This is a genomic window from Mycobacterium bulgaricum, from assembly GCF_041287165.2.
Classification (GTDB): Bacteria; Actinomycetota; Actinomycetes; order Mycobacteriales; family Mycobacteriaceae; genus Mycobacterium; species Mycobacterium bulgaricum.
Genome location: NZ_JBGGKV020000003.1, coordinates 253,563 through 273,589, shown reverse-complemented (window position 1 = coordinate 273,589; position 20,027 = coordinate 253,563). Strand labels below are relative to the sequence as shown.

Below are 20,027 nucleotides of genomic sequence, written 5' to 3'. Positions count from 1 at the left end.
AAGTTATGTCCCCCGAGGGGTGCCGCCTCTTCTGGGAGAAGAGGGGCACGCAATCTCAGCGCGTGCCGCCGAGACCCTCGTCGTCGACACCGCGCCAGAAATCGGTGTCGTACTGCGTGTCCGGAATCGGGATGCGCTCGGCGACGTGATGGTGCCGGCTGACACCACGGGCGAGCTCCAGCTCCTCCGCATCGATGTCGAGACGATCGATATCGTTGAGAATGCGTTCGGCGTCGTTGACGATGCGACGGGTGGCAGGGCTGTCTCCGTATCGCGACGCGAGCGACGTGACGCAACGCCTGAGGCTTCCGATCAGGTCGTGAAGCTGGGCGAGTTCGGTGGTGCTGGTGGCGGACAAGCGACCTCCTTGGGCTGAAGGGTGTCATGGATCACAGTACGCAACCGATGCTAGCTAAATCACCGGTGTTCGGCGTGAGACAAATCACTTTGAGCGAGGAAGCGGAGGACAGATGGCGACGAACGCGGATCTGAAGGCTCGTGCCGAGGCATTGCTGGCGTTGCACCAGCCCGGTAACCCGGTGGTGCTGCCGACCGTGTGGGATGCGTGGTCGGCCAACCTCGCGGTGAACGCCGGGTTCACCGCGCTGACCGTGGGCAGCCATCCGGTCGCCGACTCGGTGGGCAAACCCGACAACGAGGGAATGACGTTCGACGACGTCCTCACCCGCGTCGGTCAGATCACCGCCGCGGTGGACGTTCCGCTGTCGGTCGACATCGAATCCGGATACGCCGAGACACCGGGCCGTCTGATCGAAGGTCTGCTGTCGGTCGGAGCGGTCGGGCTGAACATCGAAGACACCGTGCACAGCGAGGGAGGCCGGCTGCGGTCCTCAGCAGAACAGGCCGAACTCGTCGGCGGGTTGCGCGCTGCGGCCGACGCGGCGGGGGTCAGGGTGGTGGTCAACGCCAGAACGGACCTGTTCCTGCGCCAGGACGGCGATGAGAGCGACCGGGTGGACCGGGCGATCGCCAGACTGAAGGAAGCCGCCGAAGCCGGGGCCGACGTGCTCTACCCGGTCGGTGTTCATCCGCCGGAAGTCATGAAGCGCCTGACCTCCGAGCTGCCGCTGCCCGTCAACGCGATCGCCCGCCCCGATCAGTCGGATCCGGCGTCCTACGGACCGCTCGGGGTGGCGCGGATCAGCTTCGGGCCGTTCTGGCAGGCGGCGCTGGCCGAACGGTCGAAGGAGATCCTGGCGCGCTGGGGGTAGCGGTTCAGCGGTGAACGTCGGTCACGACGACGGCGACGTCGCCGTCGTGACCCGTCGCCTCTGCGACGACGGACGCGACGTGTGCGCGGACCCGTTCGGCCGCGAGGGCCAGCTCGCTGCCGAAGCGACCGCTGACCTCGATGCGCACCGACTGCAGCGTTTCGCCGTCGAGCACCACCTCGATGTCGACGAGCGCCAGGTCCGGGTCGGTGGCCAGCTGGTGCGCGATCAGCGTGCGTACGGCGAGGTCGGTGACGCGGATGCGTCCCGGAGCCGACCCCGGGTCGGGATCGGCGACGGCGATCGGCCAGCCAGCGCGCGGCGTCCGCCGGACGGCTTCGATGACGGACTGCTCGATCGCTTCCCACCCCGGCTCCGGCGCAGCCCGCAGAATGCGGGACGCGCGCGCGAGCACGTCGTAGTCGCCTATCGCCATCGCTGCAGCCTTTGCTGGAGGGTTGTCCGGGCGCGGTGATGATGTCCCCGCGCGCCGTCAGGGCTCAGGCTCAGGATCTCGCCGATCGCAACGAAGGTCAATTCCTCCACCTCGCGCAGCACCCAGACGGCGCGTTGACGGGGCGGCAATTCGCCGAGCGCCGATTCGAGCGCAGCGAGGAACTCGGTGTTGGCCGCCGCGGCGAACGGGTCCGACAGCGCCGACGTGTCCGCGGGCTCCAGGAGCCGGTCGTCGAGCGGCTGAGCACGTTTGACCCGGTGCGAGTCGGCCACCTTGCGGGCGCAGATGGCGAAAAACCAGGTCTTGGGGCTGGATTCGCCCCGGAAACGCTCGATCTGTCGCCATGCGGCCACGAAGGTCTCCTGCACGATGTCCTGCACCGCGACGTCGTCGCGCGTCATCCTTCGTGCATAGCGGTGCAACGCCGGGCCGTGCCGTCTGACCAGCACCTCGAACGCGGCGCGGTCACCGGCGCGCGCCGCTGCTGCCAGTTCGGAATCGGCGGGCCCGTCTGCTTCGTCTTCCGGATCGATGTCTTCCGGATCGATCGTCACCCGGACGTCTCGACGACCAGCACCTCGGTCTTGGCGCGCCGCTTCACGAGGCGGGGCACGGAGCCGACGAGGCGACCGACCACAGAGTTCTGTCCAACGCTGCCCACGACGAGCAGATCGGCGCCCAGTTCCTCGGCGAGGTCGACCAACGCGTCGGCGGGTGCTCCCTCCAGGGCGCGGACGTCGACGTCGTGTGCGCCTGCACTCTTGGCGCGGTCGGCGGCGTCGGCGAGCAGATCGGACACCGGGGTGTCGCGCTGATGGCGCGGCTGATCTGGGTCCGGGCCGGCCGCGTCGCGCTGCGGGGTGTGAGCGGAGGCGACGACGAGCTTGGCGCCGGACTCGGCCGCCAGGGCGGCCGCTTTGTCGACGGCGCGCAGTGAGGTGTCCGATCCGTCGGTTCCGACGACGATCAGGCGGTAGCTGGGCATGGGAACTCCTCGCTCATCTTTGAGTGAACACTTGTTCTTACTTACAGTAAGAAGTGGGGTGAGGGAGGTCACAGCGATGCCACATTCGGTTTCGCTTTTCGGCTCCGACCAACAGTGGTGACGACAGAGAGAGGAGCAGAGATGAGCAACACCCAGAGCACTGCTTCGGCAGCGACGTCGGTGGTGGCGACCCAGCCCGGTCCGCTCACCACGACGCACGGGAAGACGAGCATCGCCGACACCGTGGTGTCGAAGATCGCCGGCTTGGCCGCACGGGAGGTGCACGGCGTCCACGCCCTGGGCGGCAGCGCGAGTCGCGCCGTCGGAGCCCTGCGGGAGCGCATCCCCGGCGCGACGGTCAACCACGCCCAAGGTGTGTCGGTCGAGGTCGGCGAGAAGCAGGCCGCGGTCGACATCGACATCGTCGCCGAATACGGCGTGTCCATCGCCGACCTCGCCGCGGGTATCCGCCGCAACGTGATCGCGGCGATCGAGCGCATGACGGGGCTTGAGGTCGTCGAGGTCGACATCACCGTGCACGATGTGTACGTCGGTGACGAGGAGACCGATGAACCGGCAGACAGTCGACTCGCCAGGGTCGAGTAGTGGGCTCGGTCGAACCCGCCGAACAGGCTGAACCCGTCGACACGATCGACAAGATCGTGCGGGCCGTGCCCGGCGTGGCCGATCTGCACTCCGGAATGTTCGGCGAGATCGCGACCCATCTCGCGGGCCGAAAGGTTGCGGGTGTCCGCATCGGTGATGACGCCATCGACGTGCACATCACGGCGTGGACCGGAACACCGGTGCGAGATACCGCCGCCGCGGTACGTGCGGCCGTCGTCGCCGAATTCCCGGATTTCGCGGTCGATGTCACCGTCGAGGCGGTGGCACTGAAACCGCAATCCGGCACGGACTGATGACGGACACCGCGCGACGGAGTACGCGTCGTGAGGCGATCCGCCGGCATCATCCCGATGCCGGCGGGTCGGTGGACGCGCTGATGGCGGCCCTGGCGGCCTCCGACCCGGGGCAACCGTCCCGGCCGACCATCGCGGTGTCGCGGCGCACCAGAACGCTGCGCGCGCTGAGCCGCCTCACCCGAAGATTTCGGCGACGTCGCTTTGCGACGCTGCACACCAACGCTTTTCGAACACACAGTGACACTGGAGGACACACATGACCACCGCAACCGCCGGTCTGCTGGCCGGTCTGCTTCTCGGGGTGGCCGCGGCTGCGGGCGGCTTCACCGGATTCCTGCTCGCGCTCGTTCTCGGCGCCGTCGGCTTCGTGATCGGAGGCCACCGCGACGGCGAGTTCGACGCGATGAGCATCCTGCGGGGCCGGGGCCGTGGTTGAGCAGTTCGGCGACGATGACCGGGGTGCCCGCGGCAGTTTGACCATTCGCGAAAAGGCAGTCGAGACAGTCGCTTTCGCGTCAGCTCTGGAGGTCGACGGTGTCGTCCGCTCCAGCCGGGGCATCGGGAAACTGGCGCTGCGCGAGCTTCCCCGCGTCGACGTCGTCGTCGCCGGTGACCACGTACGCGCCAGTGTGGAGGTGGCGGTGGCCTGGGGGGAGCCGCTGCCGGCGACCGCAGCCGAAGTCCGTCGCCGAGTCGGGCGCGGACTGTCCGAACTGAGCGGGCTCGTCGTCGACGGTGTGGATGTCCACGTCCGCTCCGTCGTCGCTCCTGAGCCCGGCGATCGACAGAGGGCACTGCAATGACACAGGTGAGGGCAGGTGCGCAACCGCTCGCGCCCGCGGGCGCAAGCTTCCTCGGGGCAGCGTCGGCGGTGCTTCTGATCGCGCTCGGCGCGCTCGGCGTCCGCGAAGCGCTCGTCGCCGCCGGATGGATCGGCGGAGCTCCCTGGATCGCCGACACCGTCACGGCGGCGGGCGGCTCGACTCCGATGCCGTGGACGCCGTTCGCCGGAATCGCCGCGGGGATCGCAGGGATCGCGCTCGTCGTGGTCGCGCTGAAGCCGCGACGGCGCCGCGCACTGCGGGCCAACGCACAGACCGCCGTCTACGTGGATCTGACCGATATCGCACGGATTGCCAGCGCAGCGGCAGAGGTGGTGCCCGGTGTCGTCTCGGCACGCTCAACCGCTTCCCGGCGGACGCTCACCATTCGCTGCGTGGTCTCCGGAACAGCGGACGCGGAGTTGCAGGATGCGGTGAACCGCGCCGCGACAACCGAACTCGCAGCATTGCAGCGCGCGCCTCGCATCCGGGTGCGCATGACCGGAAGGGAGTGAGCATGACGCGTGCAACCGTACTTCTGGATCGCATCGCAGTGTTCGTGCTCGGTCTGCTGCTCGTCGCCGCCGGTGTCGCAGCCGTGATGTGGTGGCAAGGGCGTCTCGCGGGAGGCGGGCCGGTTCAGCTGGCCGCGCCCCTGAAAGATGTCGACGCGTCCTGGTGGCCGTGGGCTTGCGGGGGAGTCGGCGCCACGCTCGTCATCGTCGGACTCTGGTGGCTGTCGGGCCATCGGCGCACACCGCGCGTGCGGGTTCTGCGCCTTCCCGACGAGGCGCGCACCGACGGCGCGTTGAGCGCCGACGCGGCGTCTGTCGCGTCCGCGGCGGCCGACGTTCTGGCACAGCATCCGGTGGTGCTCAAGGCGAGCGCCCGTGCCAGCGTGGAGAACAGTGCCCCGACCATCACAGTGACAGCGACGGTCGCGGCACGTCGCGCGCTGGAGCCCGCGGTGCGCGCAGCGGACGATATCGCCGCGACCGTCGCGCACATGCTCGGCGAGACGGTGGCGGTCCGCACCCGCGTCCGCGTGACGGCGCGCGATCGCAGGGGTCCGGTCGCCTAGCGAACTAGCCGAACTGGACTCGGTTGCCGCCGTTGCGCTTCGCGACGTACATCGCGGTGTCTGCCGACGCGATCAGCTCGTCGATCAGCGAATCGGCATCCCGGGCGCGCAGATGGTCCAGCGCGATGCTGCAGGTGCCGACGCTGGCGGTCACGTCCTGGGGTAATTCGGCGATGGCGCGGCACAGCTGTCCGGCGACGGATTCGACTCCCCCTCGCGGTGCGGCGATCGCGACGAGGAACTCCTCCCCGCCGGCTCGACAAATGGCGGCACCCGGTGGGCAGCGCTCACGAAGCAACTCCGCGACGGCCTTCAACGCGCGGTCGCCTGCGGCGTGGCCGTGCGTGTCGTTGACGAGCTTGAAGTTGTCGAGATCCACCATGACCAGCCCGAGGTGCGTCGCCGAAGGTGGTGCGTCGCCGAGTTGATGGGTGATCGCCTCGGCGAACCCGCGACGGTTGAGCAGCCCCGTCAACGGATCCGAGCCGGATTTCTCCGCGTAGGCACCCATGGCCTTGGTGATGCTGCGGATCGCCAGCGGAACCGTCACGTTCGGGAACCAGGCGAGCCAGAACGCGGCAACCGCGGTGCCGATGTCGGTGTCGGCGCCCAGCCGCCACGTCGCCGAGGTCGTGATCGCGATCGCCACGGCGAAGTTGAACAGGAGTAGCCGCGTGTTGTGGAAGAACGCGATGTAGCCGCCGGTGACGGCGGTCGCCGTGCAGGCCAGCACCGCGATGGACGTGTTGGGCTGGGCGACGCTCCAGATGGCGACGAACAGTGTGCCCGCGGTGACGGCGATCTCCGATTGTCTGCGGGTGGGCCAGCGCGACAGCCAGAACGCCGTCATCCCGAGGGTGAACAGGGCCCCCATCAGGCCCACGGCGAGCAGCGCCGCGGCCGGCCATCCCAGTCCGAGCACGAAACTCACCGTGACCAGCGAGGCCGAAGACGAGACGGTGGCCATCACGATCTGGGTGGAGCGCAGAAAGCCGCGCTGGCGGAGGAACTGGGTGACCCACTCGAAGTGGTCCGGCTCGTCCCACCATCGTCGAACTCTCGACGTCAAGCGGTTACCCCCAGCCGCGACGATTGTCAGCTAATTCATACCCTAGGCAACTATACAGATCACAAATATTCTCGCGGCAGAACAGCAATCTAGAGTCAGTCTAGAAGACCAGCCCGGTGGCCAAGCCCGTCAGCGGGACGGCAGAGCCCTCCGATCTCGCCGACGACGACTGCCGTTCGCCGGCGGCGCGCCGTCTCACAGGTCACGATCTGCGATCGTGAGAACACCGTGATGGGCCCTTCACACGAGGCGACATCGAGGCAATATCAGCTCCCTAGCGTGAGCGACATGGCTTCACACAAGCACGTCGTGGTCGTCGGCCACGGCATGGTCGGTCACCGGTTCGTCGAGGCGCTGCGGTCCAGGGACACCGAGAATGGCTGGCGGGTCACGATTCTTGCCGAAGAACTCGATGCGGCCTACGACCGTGTCGGGCTGACCGGCTACACCGACCACTGGGATCGCGCGCTGCTGGCGCTGCCCGGCAACGACTACAGCGGCGACGAGCTGGTGGACGTGCGGCTCGGCCGTCGCGTCGTGGCGCTCGACCCCGCCGCGAAGTCGGTCACCACCGACGACGGCACCCGATTCGACTACGACGCGCTGGTGTTGGCGACGGGCTCGTTCGCGTTCGTGCCGCCCGTGCCCGGGCGTGACCTGCCCGGCTGTCATGTGTACCGGACGCTCGACGACCTCGACGCGATCCGCGCCGCCGCGCAGCGGGCTCGCAGCGTCGGCGATGCGCCTGCGGGCGTGGTGATCGGCGGAGGACTGCTCGGCCTGGAGGCCGCCAATGCGCTGCGCGGTTTCGGACTGACCGCCCATGTCGTCGAGCGGTCCCCGCGGCTGATGGCCCAGCAGCTCGACGAAGCCGGCGGCACCCTGCTGGGCAGGATGATCGGCGAGCTCGGTATCACCGTGCACACCAACGTCGGCACAGAGTCGATCAAGCCGGCTCAGCGTAACCGGCCGCTCAAGCGCTCCGCCGAGGACGACTCGTTGCGGGTGACGCTCAGCGACGAGTCGTTTATCGACTGCGGTGTCGTCGTGTTCGCCGCGGGTGTCCGGCCCCGCGACGAGCTGGCGCGCGAGGCAGGCCTGGAGATCGCCGAGCGCGGCGGCGTGCTTACGGATCTGTCCTGTGTGACAAGCGATCCCGACATCTACGCGATCGGCGAGGTCGCCGCCATCGAGGGCCGATGCTACGGACTGGTGGGCCCGGGATACACCAGCGCCGAGGTGGTGGCGGATCGCCTGCTGGGCGGCGCGGCCGAATTCCCCGAGGCCGACATGTCGACCAAGCTGAAGTTGCTCGGCGTGGACGTCGCCAGCTTCGGCGATGCGATGGGCGCCACCACGGATTGTCTCGAGGTGGCCGTCAACGACGCGGTCAACCAGACGTACGCGAAGCTGGTGCTCTCCGACGACGCCAAAACCCTGCTGGGCGGCATCCTGGTCGGCGACGCATCCGCCTATGGCATCCTGCGGCCGATGGTCGGCGAGACGCTGCCGGGCGACCCGCTGGCGTTGATCGCCCCCGCCGGATCAGATTCGGGCTCCGCAGGTTTGGGCATCGGCGCGTTGCCGTCGGCGGCGCAGATCTGCTCGTGCAACAACGTCACCAAGGGTGATCTCACCGACGCGATCGGCACCGGTTGCTGCGACGTCGCGCAATTGAAGCAGTGCACCAAGGCGGGCACGTCCTGCGGGTCGTGCATCCCTCTGCTCAAGCAGTTGCTCGAATCCGAGGGTGTCGAACAATCGAAGGCGTTGTGCGAGCACTTCTCTCATTCACGCGCTGAGCTTTTCGAGATCGTCAGCGCTACTTCGATCCGCACGTTCACCGGTCTGATCGAGCGCTTCGGCACCGGAAAGGGTTGCGACATCTGCAAACCCGTCGTCGCCTCGATCCTGGCGTCGACGAGCTCGGAGCACATCCTCGACGGCGAGCAGGCGTCACTGCAGGACTCCAACGATCACTTCCTGGCCTACATTCAGCGCAACGGCAGCTACTCGGTGGTGCCGCGGGTGCCCGGTGGCGACATCACGCCCGAACACCTGATCCTGATCGGGCAGATCGCGAAGGACTTCGGGCTGTACACCAAGATCACCGGCGGCCAGCGCATCGACATGTTCGGGGCGCGGGTGGATCAGCTGCCCGAGATCTGGCGCCGCCTCGTCGAGGGCGGCATGGAATCCGGTCAGGCGTACGGCAAGTCACTGCGCACGGTGAAGAGCTGTGTCGGCAGTGATTGGTGCCGCTACGGCCAGCAGGATTCGGTCCAGATGGCCATCAACCTCGAGTTGCGCTATCGCGGGCTGCGTTCCCCGCACAAGATCAAGATGGGTGTCTCGGGGTGTGCGCGCGAATGCGCGGAGGCGCGCGGCAAGGACGTCGGCGTCATCGCCACCGAGAACGGTTGGAACCTCTACATCGGCGGCAACGGCGGCATGACGCCACGGCACGCCGAGCTGCTCGCCGGCGACCTCGATGACGAGACGCTGGTGCGCTACATCGACCGGTTCCTGATGTTCTACATCCGGACCGCCGACCGTCTGCAGCGCACAGCGCCGTGGGTCGAGGAGCGGGGTCTGGACCATCTGCGCGAGGTGATCTGCGACGACTCCCTGGGGCTGGCCGAGGAGTTCGAGGCGGCGATGGCCCGCCATGTCGACGGATATGCCTGTGAGTGGAAGGGCGTGCTGGAGGACCCCGACAAGCTGTCGCGGTTCGTGTCTTTCGTCAACGCCCCCGACGTCCCCGACCCGACGATCACGTTCACCGAGAACGACGGCCGCAAGGTCCCGGCACCTGTGGCCATCGGTATGCCGAAGGTAGGAAGGTAGCCCGCGATGACTGTGCTCAATGAGACCGTGAACGAGACCCGGGTGTGGACGACCGCATGCCGCTACGACTTCCTGATCCCCAACCGGGGGGTCGGAGTTCTACTGCCCGACGGTGAGCAGGCCGCGCTCTTCCGGCTCGACGACGGCAGCCTCCACGCGGTCGGCAACATCGACCCCTTCTCCGGGGCAGCGGTGATGTCGCGGGGCATCGTGGGTGACCGCGCCGGCCGCGCGACCGTGCAGTCGCCGATCAAGAAGCAGGCGTTCGCCCTCGACGACGGCAGCTGCCTCGACAACCCCGACCACGCCCTGCCCGTCTACGCCACACGGATCACTCCCGACGGCGACGTCCAGGTCGGCTCCTAACTCCCCGCGAAATATCATTCCGGGCTGCGGATCCGACGCTGACCGCGACCCGGAATGATATTTCGCGGCTACGAGGTGAGGACTTTAGGCCCCTGTGGACAGCCGGAGTGGGCAATACCGTTGACCGTATGACCTACGTGATCGGCAGCGCGTGCGTGGACATCGTCGACAAGTCCTGTGTGGCGGAGTGCCCGGCGGACTGCATCTACGAGGGCGACCGCGCCATGTACATCAACCCCAACGAGTGTGTGGACTGCGGCGCCTGCCGCATCGCGTGCCGGGTGGACGCGATCTACTACGAGACCGATCTCCCCGACGAGGAGATGGCGTTCATGGCCGACAACGCCGAGTTCTTCAGCCTGACGCTGCCCGGCCGCGACGAGCCGCTCGGCGATCCCGGCGGGGCACTGCGGGTCGGCCGCGTGGGCGTGGACACTCCGCTGGTGGCCGCCCTGCCCGCGTCAACGACGCCGCACCCCTAGCCCCTCGCCGACAGCGCGGCGACGACCGGTCGCCACGGGGCCAGCGCGGCACAGGCGCGCTGGAAGCGGTTGGCGATCAGCCGCGTCACGCCGGGGTGCGTTCCCAGCGGGTCGGTGACCAGGTCGGCGCCACTGTCGCGTAGGCGGTCCTGAAAGAGGCCCTCGGACAACAGGTATGAGGCGACCACAACGCGGCGTCCGCGACGTCGCACCCCGGTCACCGCGTCGGCGACCCGAGGTTCCCCGGTGGCGGCGAAAGCCAACTCGACCCGCGAGCCGATGGTCGCCGACAGCCACGTCGCGGTGGTGTGCAGGTCCCGCATCGCCGCCGGGTCCGACGTGCCCGCCGCAGCGAGGATCACCGAATCGTCGGGTCGCCAGCCGCTTTCGATCAACCGGTCGACCAGGACGCGGACCAGCGCTGGGTCCGGACCCAGAGCGCGGGCGACGGTGACGTCGTGATGGCCGCTCGCCGCGACGTGTGACGGGATGTCTCGGCTGACGTGGTAGCCCCGCGACAGAAACGCCGGTACCAGCACGGCCGGGCGGTCGGGGGTCTCGCCCAACAACTCCGACGGCGTCGGTCCGAGGACGTCGACGAACGCGACGCGCACGGGACGCTCCAGCGCCGAAGACACCTGTGTGGCAATGTCGCCGATCAGCGACACCCCGCTCTGCTTGCGCGTGCCGTGTGCCACCAGGATCAGGCTCATGACGCGAACGCCTCGTCGACCGGGAGCCGGTAGCCGCGCTTGACGACGGTGGCGACCATCTTCTTGTCGCCCAACGCCGTCCGCAGCCGCAACACCGCTGTCTCCACGGCGTGGGTGTCGGTGCCGCAGCCGGGAAGCGCCCGCAGCAGGTCCGTCCGCGACACCACCGCGCCCGGCCGCAGCGCCAGTGCCCGCATCGTCGCCATCGCCGCGGGGGACAGCGCCTTCACCGTGCCGTCGACGAGCACGCAGTTGCCGCGGATCTCCAGCAGATGGCCGGCGACCCGGACGGTGCGGGCCTGCAGCAGCGGAAGCTCGTCGGTGATGTGGCGGGCCAGCGCACCCAACCGCATCCGCTCGGGCGCCGACGTCGGCACCCCGAGCCGGACCAGCGGCCTGGCGGTGACCGGCCCGACGCACATCGCGTGGACGCCATTGCGCAACGCCGACAACACTTCCGCCTCGATGCCCATTTCCGTGGCACGCATCAGCACGGAGGCGACCGCGGGCGCGGACGTGAAACTGACCGCGTCGAATTTCTCCTCGGCGATGCCGGCCACCAGCGCGTCGAACTCGCCGTTGCGCGGCGCGGGATGCCAGCGGTACACCCGAATCGGGACGACTTCGGCTCCTGCGGAACGTAACTCGTCGAGGAACTCGGGGAACGGGTCCCAGTCCGCGGTGGCGCCGTGTAGCTGCACCGCGATGCGGGTTCCGGAGATGCCGCCTTCGACGAGGTACTGCAACACCTCGCGAGAGGATTCCGACTCCGGCGACCATTCCTCGGGCAGGCCGGCCGCACGCAGCGCGCCGGTGGCCTTCGGGCCGCGGGACACGATCCGAGCCTTGCCGAGGGCGGCGGTCAGCTCGGTCGCCATTCCCCAACCGTCGGCCGCCGCGACCCATCCACGGAATCCGATGCCTGTGGTGGCGATGACGATGTCGGGAGGGGTGTCGATCAGGGACTGCGTGCGCTCACGCAGCTCGTCGTCGTCGGGCAGCGGGACCATCTCGATCGCTGCGGCGCTGCTGACCGTCGCGCCGCGGCGACGCAGCAGCGCACTCAGTTCGTCAGCGCGCCGCGCGGATGTGACCGCAACCCGGAATCCGGTGAGCGGCGCCCAGTCCGGCTCACTCATGCCCAATGTCTATGCATGCCGTGTTTCGGCACGATTAAGCGACCGTTGCGCAGCTGTGTCACCCCCGCTCACGGGGTGAAATTCCGTTCACCGCGGCCCGGCTGTGCTTGTGAGATCAGTTCACCAGACGTCGCCGTTGCGCCAGTCGCAGGCAATCCCGGTGGCCGGATCCAATGTCACCGACGCGGGAAGCTCGCCCACCAGTACGAACACTCCGCCGTCGTCGTCGGGGGTGGGCACCAGCCCACCCGGCGCCAGCACCGCGGTCGGTCCTTTCCACTGGATCCAGCCGCGGCTCGTGTAGAGCGGCTCGCCGAGCTCGCTGGCACCCAGGGCTCCGAGGTGGTAGCCGCCGCGGACCACCTGCTCGACGGCGTCCATCAACACCCCGCCGAGGCCCCGCCCGCGGTGCTCCTCGGCGACCGCGACGCCCTCGACGTAGCCGCACCGCAACGCGACGTCGCCGTAGTAGAGCCTGCGCTGCACGACGGCCGCGTGCCCGATCACCTCACCGCGCTGGCAGATCAGCGCATGCATCCCACCGAGGGCGTGCTCCCAGTCGTCGTCGTCGAAGTCGCCGTCGAACGCGTCGACGACCATCCGGTGGGCATCCTCGCGGGTCTCGTCGTCGAGATCGGAGGTGTGAACGAGTCGTGCGCGCACACCCTGTGTCTACCAGCGATACGCGGGATTCGTCACTGCTCGCCCTTGAACGGGCGCCTCGGCCGCGACCAGTGCAGCCGCACCGTCTGTCCCGGCCGGGCCTGCGCGATCTTGTCGACGTCGTCGTCGGTGACCACTCCGATCACGGGGTAGCCGCCGGTTACGGGGTGGTCGGGGCCGAGGATCACCGGGAAGCCGTTGGGCGGGACCTGGATCGCTCCCCGGGTGGCGCCTTCGCTGGGCAGCTGGCGGTCCGGCCAGCGGTACTCCAGAGGCATGCCGACTAGTCGCATGCCGACGCGGTCGCTGCGGTTGGTGACCTGCCAGTTGGTGCGCACGAGCACGTCGGGGTCGACGAACCAGTCGTCGCGCGGGCCCGGTACCACCTTGAGCTCGAGCGGCGCGTCGACGATCGCCGCCACCGGTGCCTGGTCCAGTTCGGGGAAGTCGTCGGTGTGGACACCGACGGGAAGGACGTCGCCGCGCTGCAGTGGCAGCGGCCCGATCGCCGACATCACGTCATAGCTGCGCGATCCGAGCACCGGGTCGACGTCGATGCCGCCGCGCACCGCCAGATACGACCGCAACCCGGATCTCGGTGGACCAAGCGAGATCACCTCACCGTCGTGGGCGTGATGAATACTGTTGGTGCCGAACGGAATTCCGTCGACGGCGGGGTCGGCATCAGCGCCTGTGACGGCGATCGCCACGCCTTCGCCGTTGCCGCCATGCACACGCGCGGTGAAACCGCCGAGCGTGATCTCGACGGTGGCACGGTCGTCGGGGTTGGCGACGAGGCGGTTGGCCAGGGTGTGGGCGCGGCGGTCGGCCGCGCCCGAGCGGGTCACGCCGATGTGGGAGAGGCCCGCCCGGCCGAGATCTTCGACCAGGGCGAGCGGCCCGGTCTGCAGGATCTCCAGCGTGACGCCGCTCATGACCGCGTCTCCTCGAAGCGGACCCACATGCCCGGCGCCAGCAGCGCCGGTGGGTCGCGGTCGACGTCCCACAGCACCGCCGAGGTGCGGCCGATCAGTTGCCAGCCGCCGGGGGATTCCCGCGGATAGACGCCACTGAATTCGCCGGCCAGGCCGACGGAGCCGACGGGTACCTTGGTGCGCGGCTCGGACCGGCGCGGGACGGCGAGGCGCTCGTCCCCGCCGACCAGGTACGCGAAACCCGGTGCGAAACCGCTGAATCCGACGCGCCACAGCGTCCCGGTGTGGGCGGCGACGACCTCTCCTGCGCTCAGTCCGGTCAGGCGTGACACCTCGTCGAGGTCGTCCCCGTCATAGACGACGTCGATGACGACGTCGGCTTCCGTCGGGGCGGCTGACTCGGCCACCGCCTGTTCGGACAGTCGCAGGGCGCCGAGACGCTGCCGGGTCGGCTCCTGGTAGCGGCTGCCCGCCAGCTTGACCAGGATGGTCCTTGCGGCGGGCACGATGTCCACCACGCCGAGGAGGTCGGCTGCGCGCACGGCGGCTGTCCACGCCAAAACCTCTGTGTTGGTTGCGAATTCGAGCAGCAGGGCTCGATCACCGTAATCCAGAATCCGTCGTACGCCCCCGGTGCGCACTGTGTCGATCTCCTCTGCAGTCACGCTCATCCACCAAAGCTACCGCCGAGTAGCTTAGAAGTCTCCCCCCTCGGCAAACCTCTGTGAGCCTTGCCAGAGCGCCCTTAGGAACGGCTCAATTCCGGGAAGGCTCAGACGGCGGCCGGCTCGTATGTCGGTTCGCGGCGCTTGATGAAGGCGATCACCCGGTAGGTGATCGGCAGCAGCGCGACCTCGACGGCCGTCTTGTACAGCCAGCCCTGCGCGGTGTAGGCGACGAAGTCACCGAACGAGGTGATGCCGATGACGCTTGCCGCGATCGCGCAGAACACCACCGTGTCGCCCAGCTGCCCGACGAAGGTCGACCCCACCAGACGCGCCCACAGATGCTTCTCCTTGGTGCGTTCCTTGATCAGCACCAGCGACCACGCGTTGAGCGTCTGCCCGACGATGAACCCCGCGAGGCCGGCGATGATCAACCCCGTGTACGAATGCGCGATGTTCTCGAAGTGTTCCTGGTTTTCGTAGAAGTCGGCGGCGGGCAGATAGATGGTGACCCAGAGCGCGAGCGCGGCAAGGATATTCATCGCAAAGCCGGTGTAGATGGCCCGCCTCGCCGCCTTGAACCCGTACACCTCGGAGAGCACATCGCCGATCACATAGGTCAGCGGGAACACGATGAAGCCGCCGTCGGTGATGATCGGCCCGAACTCCACGCCTTTGGTCGCGGTCAAATTGGAGATGATCACCAGCGCCGTGAACACGGCGACGAGGACCGGATAGTAGGTCGATCCCACGCGCGCGAAGGAGACGTTCTGGTCGGCGGTCGGGTCAGTCACCGACCCATTAGACCTCAGGTCAGCGCTGTTGCCAGCATCGGCGGCAGCCGGTCGGCGACCACCGGATAGGACAGCGTGGAGGCGTAGGCGATGGCGCCCGTCAGCTCCTTGCCGGTGAACACGTGGCGCTGGGGCGCCCGCAGACTGGCGATGGTCGGGTCGGCGAGCAACGCAGCCTGTTCGGCGTCGTTCTCGGTGGTCCAGATCAGTACATCGGCCTCGTTCAGGACCTCTGCCATCCGGTCTCGTGGTAACAGAGGCTCTTCGGTCTCGATGACGGTCAGCCCCATCTGCGTGAGGAATTCGTGACGCCACGCGGGGCCGCTGACCTGCACGCTGTCCTCGGACAGCGCTCCGGACAGCAGCAGCGCCTTCTTGCCGGTGAACTGCGGGTTCGCGTCTTTGACCGCGGTGAACTTGGCGTCGACGTCGGTGACGAGCTTCTGCATGTCGTCGTGGCGGAACATCGCCTGCCCGATGGTATTCGCTTGATCGCGCCACGGCTCGAAGAACGCGGCCCGGCCGCTCTGGGCGACGGTCGGCGCGATGGCCGACAGCCGGCTGTACGTGTCCGCATCGAGGCCCGCGTCGGTGGCCACGATCAGGTCGGGCGCCAGGGCCGCGATCTGGTCGATCGGGATGCCGTCGGCCAGTGACAGCACGACGGGTTGCGCGCCGCCGAGCCGGGGCTGCGCCCACGGCCACACCCCGAACGGTTCCGCGCCGAACCAGTCCGTCACCGCGATCGGGACGACACCGAGCGCGAGCAGGTCGTCGGCGTCGGTCAGTCCCGCGCTGACGACCTTGGTGGGCGGCGCCGGGATCTTCGTCTCGCCGAACGCGTGGGTGACGGTGACGGAACCGTCGTCGGCGACCGCACCCGGTTTCTCGGTACCGCAGGCCGTCAGCAATGCCGCCGAACCCACCGCCATCCCGAGGAACCGGCGGCGGGACACCGAGCTGATCACATCGCGAGAGTAACTAGCCGATTTCGAAGTTTCCGAACAACACGACTGCGAGTCCGAGCGCGACCACGAAGGCGAAGATCAGGGACCAGGTGCGCAGGTCGTTGACGGTGGTGATGTGGGCCTTGTCACCGCTGTGCTGCAGATACAGCGTTCCGATGGCTGACGCTGCGATGAAGCCGAGCACGAACTTCGGGAAGTGTTCCTAGAACTGCCCGACAGCGCGTTCTCGGTGGTCTTGACGATCGCCGCAATTTAGAGCGCAACCTCCGCTACGGCACGGGTGCGGGCACCGGCACCGGCGGCCAGATCGGCGGCGGAGCCGACGCGGGGACCGGCGGCGAGCCGGGCGCGGCCGGCGGCGGCGCGAGGGCCGGGTCACCGTAGGGGGTGGGCGGTACCCACGTTGCCGGGTCCATCTGACCCGGACCGACGGTCTGCATGAACTCCGGTGAATTGCGCATGTTCCACAGGTCCCGCAGGAAGTCGAACTGACCGGTGTTGCCGAAGTTCGCGTTGGGCACCGGCGGGATGTACGGGGCTCCGGCCGGCGGCGGCGCGGGTGGTGCGACAGGACCGGACGGCGCTGCACCCGGTGAGCCGGGAGCGGCGCCCTCGGCGATCGGGATGTACTGGAAGACAGGGGTCGGCGGTTGCGCCGGTGCCGCGGCGGGCGGCGGGGGCGGCGGGTCGAACGGCACCGCCGGCTGCGCGCCGGCCTGCGTTGCGGCGGCCAGAGCGGCTCCACCGATGAGCGCATTCACTGCGGCGAGCTTGACGAGGTGCACGACTGTCACATCGACGAGGCTAGTGCCTTGCGTTACATCGCGACACTTATCGCACGATCAGCGAGATGCCGAGCCCGATCATCGTCACGGCGATCGCCGCGTCGAGGATGCGCCAGGTCCGGGGAGACGCGAAAAGGTGGCCGAGCCGTTTCGCTCCGAAACCCAGCGCGGCGAACCATACGGCGCTCGCGGTGACCGCTCCGATTCCGAACAGCCATTTGCTCTCCCGATGCTCGTTGGCGAGCGCGCCGAGCAGGATCACGGTGTCGAGGTAGACGTGCGGATTGAGGAACGTCAGTGCCAGGCAGGTGGCCAGCACGGCTGTCAGGCGCGCAGGCGCCGCATCGGCGGGGGTGAGGGTTCCGGGTTTGGCCGCGCGGCGGGCCGCCAGGAGTCCGTAGCCGATGAGGAATGCCGCGCCGCCGAGCGTGGTCAGGGTGACGATGTCGGGGTGCGCGGCGACGAGCGCGCCGAAGCCGGCAATACCCGCCGTGATGAGCAGCAGGTCCGACACCGTGCACACCGCGACGACGGGTAGGACGTGCTCGCCGCGGATCCCCTGACGCAGGACGAAGGCATTCTGGGCACCGATGGCGGCGATGAGCGCCATGGTCGTGGCGAAGCCACTGAGCACGACGAGATAGGCGGGGTTCACGCCGCCGACGGTAAGGGCAACCCGCAGAATCAGTACAGCTAATAATTCTGAAGCTGGATTAGCAGAACTTAAGCACGCTCACCTGGGGAAGCGAATTGCTCGGGGGGTGTAGGTTGCCATTCTCGATGGCGGCTTGCCATTTGAGCTGGCGGCAGTCGGCGGATCCGCCATCTGTATGGCAAATCGTATGACCTTTGTATGTCCGAACCTCACAGCGCGAGGTGCATCGCGACGCTGACGGCTCGCCCAACCGGACGGCGCACCGAGGGCAACCGCGTCCGCAACGACCTACGGCGCCCCTGTGCACGACACGAACTCGAGAACGAGGATAGTTTCAATGGATCAGCATTCTGCCCCGGTTGGAACCGACGACGTGTACGCGGCTCTGCCAAGGGCGTTGGAACTGGCGACCGAATACCTCCAGGGTCTGCCACACCGGCCGGTCGACGCGAATACGAGCTATGACGAGGTCGTCGACGCACTGAGCGGCCCGTTGCCCGACCAAGGTACGAATGCGGTCGCGGTAGTCGAGCGGTTGGCCGCCACTCTCAGTCCGGCAACCATTGCGTGCGCCGGCCCTCGCTACTTCGGCCTCGTCGTCGGAGGAACGCTACCCGCGGCGCTGGCTGCCGACTGGCTGGTATCGACCTGGGACCAGACCGCGTACAGCCGGATGTCGTCGCCGGCCGGCGCTGCGATCGATGCCGTCACCGAGCAGTGGGTTCTCGATGCTCTCGGGCTGCCCCCGCGCGCGGCCGTCGGGTTCGTCACCGGAGCCACGGCGGGAAACGTCGTCGGGTTGCTTTCCGCACGGCACGTTCTCTTAGCGCGGCAAGGCTGGGACGTTGAGGCCGATGGGCTCGCCCAGGCGCCCCGTGTTCGCGTACTCGTGGGCGACGAGGTCCATCCCTCCGTACTGCAGGCGTTGCAGATGATCGGTCTTGGATCGCGCCGCGTCGAGCGCGTAGCAGTCGACGCACAAGGAGCGATGAGAGCCGACGCGCTCGCCGACGCGCTCGCCGCCGACTCCGACCCCGCCATCGTGTGCGCACAAGTCGGCAACGTGAATTCTGGAGCATGCGATCCGATGTCAGAGATCGTCGCGGCGACCCACGAGCACGGCGGCTGGGTTCACGTCGACGGCGCATTCGGACTATGGGCTAGCGCATCGCCGCGACTGTCGGCACACGTCCGAGGTGTCGAGCTGGCCGATTCCTGGTCGACCGACGCACACAAGTGGCTCAACGTCCCCTACGACTGCGGCCTGGCCATCGTCGCCGATCCCCAAGCTGCCCGCTCCGCACTAGGCGCCAACACCAGCTATCTGCCCACAAGTGCCGAGCGCGAACCCGGCGTCCTGGTGCCCGAGATGTCCCGGCGTGCACGCGCGGTACCCGTCTACGCAGCATTCGCATCGCTAGGCAGGCAGGGGTTGCGACAACTGATCGAACGCTGCTGCGAACATGCCCGCCGCCTGGCCGAGACGATGCAAGCCTCCGACGGCTTTTCCGTATGCAACGACGTGGTGCTCAACCAGGTCCTGATCCGTGCCGACGACAGCGACGAGCGCACCTGGCATGTAGCTGAACTCGTGCGACGCAGCGGAGAGGCGTGGGTCGCGGGAACCGAATGGCACGGTCGAGCGGCGATACGCGTGTCCTTTTCCAACTGGACGACTGCAGACGACGACGTCGACCGTCTCGTTGAAGCGCTGCGGCAATCGCTGGCGGCGGCGCGGAAAGCTCAGCAGGAGTAAGGCCAAAGCTGCGGCTTAGCCGCGCCGTATGGCTGACGTGGCCCAGTGAATTTCCGCTGCCACCTAGGCCCCGGTCGCAGATGAGGCGATCGCGGCGGGGATCTTTCCAGGCGTGGCGTCCAGTCAGGAATGGGCTAACGAAGAAAGGCCTCGGGCGACATCGAGGCCACTGGCTCGTACGGAATCGCCCTGTAGCGCCTTGCCGATTTGGGTCCAACGTCATAGCGCTCCGATCAGCGACCTTGCCATAGGTTTGGCGACGCGTAACACCGCTCGCTCTCCTCTCCTAGCTCAGCCTGGAGTAACAAAAGGTCGAGGATGCCGTGGGTGATGCGTAATAATCATGCTGCCAGGCCAATTCACGAAATGTTGCACCCTGTTTCGGGTTTGGCGGTCCGGTCGACGACGTCGCCGGGGCAGTGCGTGCCACGGTGGCCGCGATGCGCCGCCTTCAGCCTGCTCACGGCACCGACGAGGCACGCGCGAAGGACCACATCTGGGCCACCCTTTCGATCTGGACGGAGGTGTGCCATTCGGTGCCTGCGGCGCGTGTTTGATACAAGTAGCTCCGCTTCGTTGGCGAAGATTCTCGGGGCGGCGTGTTGAACGGCATGTTGCAAGGGATTCCCCTAGTTGCCCAAATGTTCTCAGCAGCTATAGGTTGCGAGACGTACCGGCAAATCGCACTGGG

Annotated in this window: 26 protein-coding genes and 1 pseudogene; 11 read left to right on the top strand and 16 right to left on the bottom strand. The window is 68.0% G+C overall.

The genetic code is table 11. The annotated features are described in order from the left end of the window. Positions 1 to 55 precede the first annotated feature (55 nt). Positions 56 to 358: an Rv0250c family protein gene (locus ACAG24_RS12300; protein WP_370473339.1), complete on the bottom strand. Its 303-nt coding sequence runs from the start codon at positions 356 to 358 to the stop codon at positions 56 to 58. Positions 359 to 470: 112 nt separating this feature from the next. On the opposite strand from ACAG24_RS12300, the gene ACAG24_RS12295 reads away from it, so the two are divergent. Beyond that, positions 471 to 1,232, top strand: coding sequence for an isocitrate lyase/PEP mutase family protein (locus ACAG24_RS12295; RefSeq protein ID WP_370473338.1), 762 nt, complete (start codon positions 471 to 473; stop codon positions 1,230 to 1,232). Between the two features lie 4 nt (positions 1,233 to 1,236). Here ACAG24_RS12295 and ACAG24_RS12290 read toward each other — a convergent pair whose 3' ends face one another. Genes ACAG24_RS12290 through ACAG24_RS12280 form a run of 3 tightly spaced genes read right to left on the bottom strand, consistent with a single transcriptional unit; the run spans position 1,237 to position 2,674 of the window. After that, positions 1,237 to 1,668: a hypothetical protein gene (locus ACAG24_RS12290; protein WP_370473337.1), complete on the bottom strand. Its 432-nt coding sequence runs from the start codon at positions 1,666 to 1,668 to the stop codon at positions 1,237 to 1,239. Continuing rightward, complete coding sequence (locus tag ACAG24_RS12285; protein ID WP_370473336.1) at positions 1,659 to 2,243, bottom strand: RNA polymerase sigma factor; 585 nt, start codon at positions 2,241 to 2,243, stop codon at positions 1,659 to 1,661. The genes ACAG24_RS12290 and ACAG24_RS12285 overlap by 10 nt, the downstream gene beginning before the upstream one ends. Beyond that, positions 2,240 to 2,674 (bottom strand): universal stress protein, encoded by a 435-nt coding sequence (locus ACAG24_RS12280; protein WP_370473335.1) that lies wholly within the window; start codon positions 2,672 to 2,674, stop codon positions 2,240 to 2,242. The genes ACAG24_RS12285 and ACAG24_RS12280 overlap by 4 nt, the downstream gene beginning before the upstream one ends. 141 nt (positions 2,675 to 2,815) lie before the next feature. Here ACAG24_RS12280 and ACAG24_RS12275 point away from each other — a divergent pair, with 141 nt between their 5' ends. Further along, on the top strand, positions 2,816 to 3,280 hold the full coding sequence (locus ACAG24_RS12275) for an Asp23/Gls24 family envelope stress response protein (RefSeq protein ID WP_370473334.1): 465 nt from the start codon (positions 2,816 to 2,818) through the stop codon (positions 3,278 to 3,280). Next, the gene (locus ACAG24_RS12270) at positions 3,280 to 3,594 is read left to right on the top strand and encodes an Asp23/Gls24 family envelope stress response protein (RefSeq protein ID WP_370473333.1); all 315 of its coding nucleotides are present in this window, start codon (positions 3,280 to 3,282) and stop codon (positions 3,592 to 3,594) included. The genes ACAG24_RS12275 and ACAG24_RS12270 overlap by 1 nt, the downstream gene beginning before the upstream one ends. A 49-nt stretch (positions 3,595 to 3,643) precedes the next feature. Here ACAG24_RS12270 and ACAG24_RS12265 read toward each other — a convergent pair whose 3' ends face one another. Continuing rightward, complete coding sequence (locus ACAG24_RS12265; protein WP_370473332.1) at positions 3,644 to 3,775, bottom strand: hypothetical protein; 132 nt, start codon at positions 3,773 to 3,775, stop codon at positions 3,644 to 3,646. A gap of 78 nt (positions 3,776 to 3,853) precedes the next feature. Here ACAG24_RS12265 and ACAG24_RS12260 point away from each other — a divergent pair, with 78 nt between their 5' ends. From ACAG24_RS12260 to ACAG24_RS12245, 4 genes are read left to right on the top strand one after another with little or no spacing between them, the layout of a single operon-like run. Beyond that, on the top strand, positions 3,854 to 4,033 hold the full coding sequence (locus ACAG24_RS12260) for a hypothetical protein (RefSeq protein ID WP_370473331.1): 180 nt from the start codon (positions 3,854 to 3,856) through the stop codon (positions 4,031 to 4,033). Further along, on the top strand, positions 4,026 to 4,400 hold the full coding sequence (locus tag ACAG24_RS12255) for an Asp23/Gls24 family envelope stress response protein (protein WP_370473330.1): 375 nt from the start codon (positions 4,026 to 4,028) through the stop codon (positions 4,398 to 4,400). Before ACAG24_RS12260 ends, ACAG24_RS12255 begins: the two co-directional genes overlap by 8 nt. Further along, complete coding sequence (locus tag ACAG24_RS12250; protein ID WP_370473329.1) at positions 4,397 to 4,933, top strand: DUF6286 domain-containing protein; 537 nt, start codon at positions 4,397 to 4,399, stop codon at positions 4,931 to 4,933. The genes ACAG24_RS12255 and ACAG24_RS12250 overlap by 4 nt, the downstream gene beginning before the upstream one ends. Before the next feature lie 2 nt (positions 4,934 to 4,935). After that, the gene (locus tag ACAG24_RS12245) at positions 4,936 to 5,499 is read left to right on the top strand and encodes a hypothetical protein (RefSeq protein WP_370473328.1); all 564 of its coding nucleotides are present in this window, start codon (positions 4,936 to 4,938) and stop codon (positions 5,497 to 5,499) included. A gap of 4 nt (positions 5,500 to 5,503) precedes the next feature. Here the strand turns inward: ACAG24_RS12245 and ACAG24_RS12240 are convergent, their stop codons facing one another. Further along, positions 5,504 to 6,568 (bottom strand): GGDEF domain-containing protein, encoded by a 1,065-nt coding sequence (locus tag ACAG24_RS12240; protein WP_370473327.1) that lies wholly within the window; start codon positions 6,566 to 6,568, stop codon positions 5,504 to 5,506. A 288-nt stretch (positions 6,569 to 6,856) separates the two neighbouring features. Between ACAG24_RS12240 and nirB the strand changes: the two genes are divergently transcribed. From nirB to fdxA, 3 genes are all read left to right on the top strand, one after another. After that, positions 6,857 to 9,415 carry a nitrite reductase large subunit NirB gene (gene nirB, locus ACAG24_RS12235; RefSeq protein ID WP_370473326.1) on the top strand — a complete coding sequence of 853 codons (2,559 nt, stop codon included), beginning with the start codon at positions 6,857 to 6,859 and terminating at the stop codon, positions 9,413 to 9,415. A gap of 6 nt (positions 9,416 to 9,421) precedes the next feature. Then, entirely contained in the window at positions 9,422 to 9,781 is a 360-nt protein-coding gene (gene nirD, locus ACAG24_RS12230; RefSeq protein ID WP_370473325.1) for a nitrite reductase small subunit NirD, read from the top strand. A 128-nt stretch (positions 9,782 to 9,909) separates the two neighbouring features. After that, on the top strand, positions 9,910 to 10,263 hold the full coding sequence (gene fdxA / locus ACAG24_RS12225; protein WP_370473324.1) for a ferredoxin: 354 nt from the start codon (positions 9,910 to 9,912) through the stop codon (positions 10,261 to 10,263). On the opposite strand, the gene ACAG24_RS12220 is transcribed toward fdxA, so the two are convergent. From ACAG24_RS12220 to ACAG24_RS12175, 10 genes and pseudogenes are all read right to left on the bottom strand, one after another. Next, positions 10,260 to 10,976 (bottom strand): sirohydrochlorin chelatase, encoded by a 717-nt coding sequence (locus tag ACAG24_RS12220; RefSeq protein ID WP_370473323.1) that lies wholly within the window; start codon positions 10,974 to 10,976, stop codon positions 10,260 to 10,262. The genes fdxA and ACAG24_RS12220 overlap by 4 nt on opposite strands. Beyond that, positions 10,973 to 12,115, bottom strand: coding sequence for a uroporphyrinogen-III synthase (locus ACAG24_RS12215; protein ID WP_370473322.1), 1,143 nt, complete (start codon positions 12,113 to 12,115; stop codon positions 10,973 to 10,975). The genes ACAG24_RS12220 and ACAG24_RS12215 overlap by 4 nt, the downstream gene beginning before the upstream one ends. 120 nt (positions 12,116 to 12,235) lie before the next feature. Next, positions 12,236 to 12,778 carry a GNAT family N-acetyltransferase gene (locus ACAG24_RS12210; protein WP_370473321.1) on the bottom strand — a complete coding sequence of 181 codons (543 nt, stop codon included), beginning with the start codon at positions 12,776 to 12,778 and terminating at the stop codon, positions 12,236 to 12,238. 32 nt (positions 12,779 to 12,810) lie between these two features. Beyond that, the gene (locus ACAG24_RS12205) at positions 12,811 to 13,713 is read right to left on the bottom strand and encodes a 5-oxoprolinase/urea amidolyase family protein (protein WP_370473320.1); all 903 of its coding nucleotides are present in this window, start codon (positions 13,711 to 13,713) and stop codon (positions 12,811 to 12,813) included. Next, positions 13,710 to 14,384 (bottom strand): 5-oxoprolinase subunit B family protein, encoded by a 675-nt coding sequence (locus tag ACAG24_RS12200; protein WP_370473319.1) that lies wholly within the window; start codon positions 14,382 to 14,384, stop codon positions 13,710 to 13,712. The genes ACAG24_RS12205 and ACAG24_RS12200 overlap by 4 nt, the downstream gene beginning before the upstream one ends. 101 nt (positions 14,385 to 14,485) lie before the next feature. Continuing rightward, complete coding sequence (locus ACAG24_RS12195; RefSeq protein ID WP_370473318.1) at positions 14,486 to 15,172, bottom strand: queuosine precursor transporter; 687 nt, start codon at positions 15,170 to 15,172, stop codon at positions 14,486 to 14,488. A 14-nt stretch (positions 15,173 to 15,186) separates the two neighbouring features. Beyond that, the gene (locus tag ACAG24_RS12190) at positions 15,187 to 16,140 is read right to left on the bottom strand and encodes an ABC transporter substrate-binding protein (protein ID WP_370473317.1); all 954 of its coding nucleotides are present in this window, start codon (positions 16,138 to 16,140) and stop codon (positions 15,187 to 15,189) included. Positions 16,141 to 16,153: 13 nt separating this feature from the next. Then, positions 16,154 to 16,342 (bottom strand): annotated as a pseudogene (locus ACAG24_RS12185) (putative sulfate exporter family transporter); the annotation flags it as partial. Positions 16,343 to 16,409: 67 nt separating this feature from the next. Beyond that, positions 16,410 to 16,934: a hypothetical protein gene (locus ACAG24_RS12180; protein ID WP_370473316.1), complete on the bottom strand. Its 525-nt coding sequence runs from the start codon at positions 16,932 to 16,934 to the stop codon at positions 16,410 to 16,412. 37 nt (positions 16,935 to 16,971) lie between these two features. After that, on the bottom strand, positions 16,972 to 17,535 hold the full coding sequence (locus tag ACAG24_RS12175) for a LysE/ArgO family amino acid transporter (RefSeq protein WP_370473511.1): 564 nt from the start codon (positions 17,533 to 17,535) through the stop codon (positions 16,972 to 16,974). Positions 17,536 to 17,917: 382 nt separating this feature from the next. Here ACAG24_RS12175 and ACAG24_RS12170 point away from each other — a divergent pair, with 382 nt between their 5' ends. Continuing rightward, positions 17,918 to 19,336: a pyridoxal phosphate-dependent decarboxylase family protein gene (locus tag ACAG24_RS12170; RefSeq protein ID WP_370473315.1), complete on the top strand. Its 1,419-nt coding sequence runs from the start codon at positions 17,918 to 17,920 to the stop codon at positions 19,334 to 19,336. Positions 19,337 to 20,027 lie beyond the last annotated feature (691 nt).

Coding starts and splice junctions, on each gene's coding strand:
- ACAG24_RS12295 (WP_370473338.1), top strand. CDS start 471: ATGGCGACGAACGCGGATCTGAAGGCTCGTGCCGAGGCATTGCTGGCG.
- ACAG24_RS12290 (WP_370473337.1), bottom strand. CDS start 1,668: ATGGCGATAGGCGACTACGACGTGCTCGCGCGCGCGTCCCGCATTCTG.
- ACAG24_RS12280 (WP_370473335.1), bottom strand. CDS start 2,674: ATGCCCAGCTACCGCCTGATCGTCGTCGGAACCGACGGATCGGACACC.
- ACAG24_RS12275 (WP_370473334.1), top strand. CDS start 2,816: ATGAGCAACACCCAGAGCACTGCTTCGGCAGCGACGTCGGTGGTGGCG.
- ACAG24_RS12260 (WP_370473331.1), top strand. CDS start 3,854: ATGACCACCGCAACCGCCGGTCTGCTGGCCGGTCTGCTTCTCGGGGTG.
- ACAG24_RS12250 (WP_370473329.1), top strand. CDS start 4,397: ATGACACAGGTGAGGGCAGGTGCGCAACCGCTCGCGCCCGCGGGCGCA.
- ACAG24_RS12245 (WP_370473328.1), top strand. CDS start 4,936: ATGACGCGTGCAACCGTACTTCTGGATCGCATCGCAGTGTTCGTGCTC.
- nirB (WP_370473326.1), top strand. CDS start 6,857: ATGGCTTCACACAAGCACGTCGTGGTCGTCGGCCACGGCATGGTCGGT.
- nirD (WP_370473325.1), top strand. CDS start 9,422: ATGACTGTGCTCAATGAGACCGTGAACGAGACCCGGGTGTGGACGACC.
- fdxA (WP_370473324.1), top strand. CDS start 9,910: ATGACCTACGTGATCGGCAGCGCGTGCGTGGACATCGTCGACAAGTCC.
- ACAG24_RS12220 (WP_370473323.1), bottom strand. CDS start 10,976: ATGAGCCTGATCCTGGTGGCACACGGCACGCGCAAGCAGAGCGGGGTG.
- ACAG24_RS12215 (WP_370473322.1), bottom strand. CDS start 12,115: ATGAGTGAGCCGGACTGGGCGCCGCTCACCGGATTCCGGGTTGCGGTC.
- ACAG24_RS12205 (WP_370473320.1), bottom strand. CDS start 13,713: ATGAGCGGCGTCACGCTGGAGATCCTGCAGACCGGGCCGCTCGCCCTG.
- ACAG24_RS12200 (WP_370473319.1), bottom strand. CDS start 14,384: ATGAGCGTGACTGCAGAGGAGATCGACACAGTGCGCACCGGGGGCGTA.
- ACAG24_RS12175 (WP_370473511.1), bottom strand. CDS start 17,535: ATGGCGCTCATCGCCGCCATCGGTGCCCAGAATGCCTTCGTCCTGCGT.
- ACAG24_RS12170 (WP_370473315.1), top strand. CDS start 17,918: ATGGATCAGCATTCTGCCCCGGTTGGAACCGACGACGTGTACGCGGCT.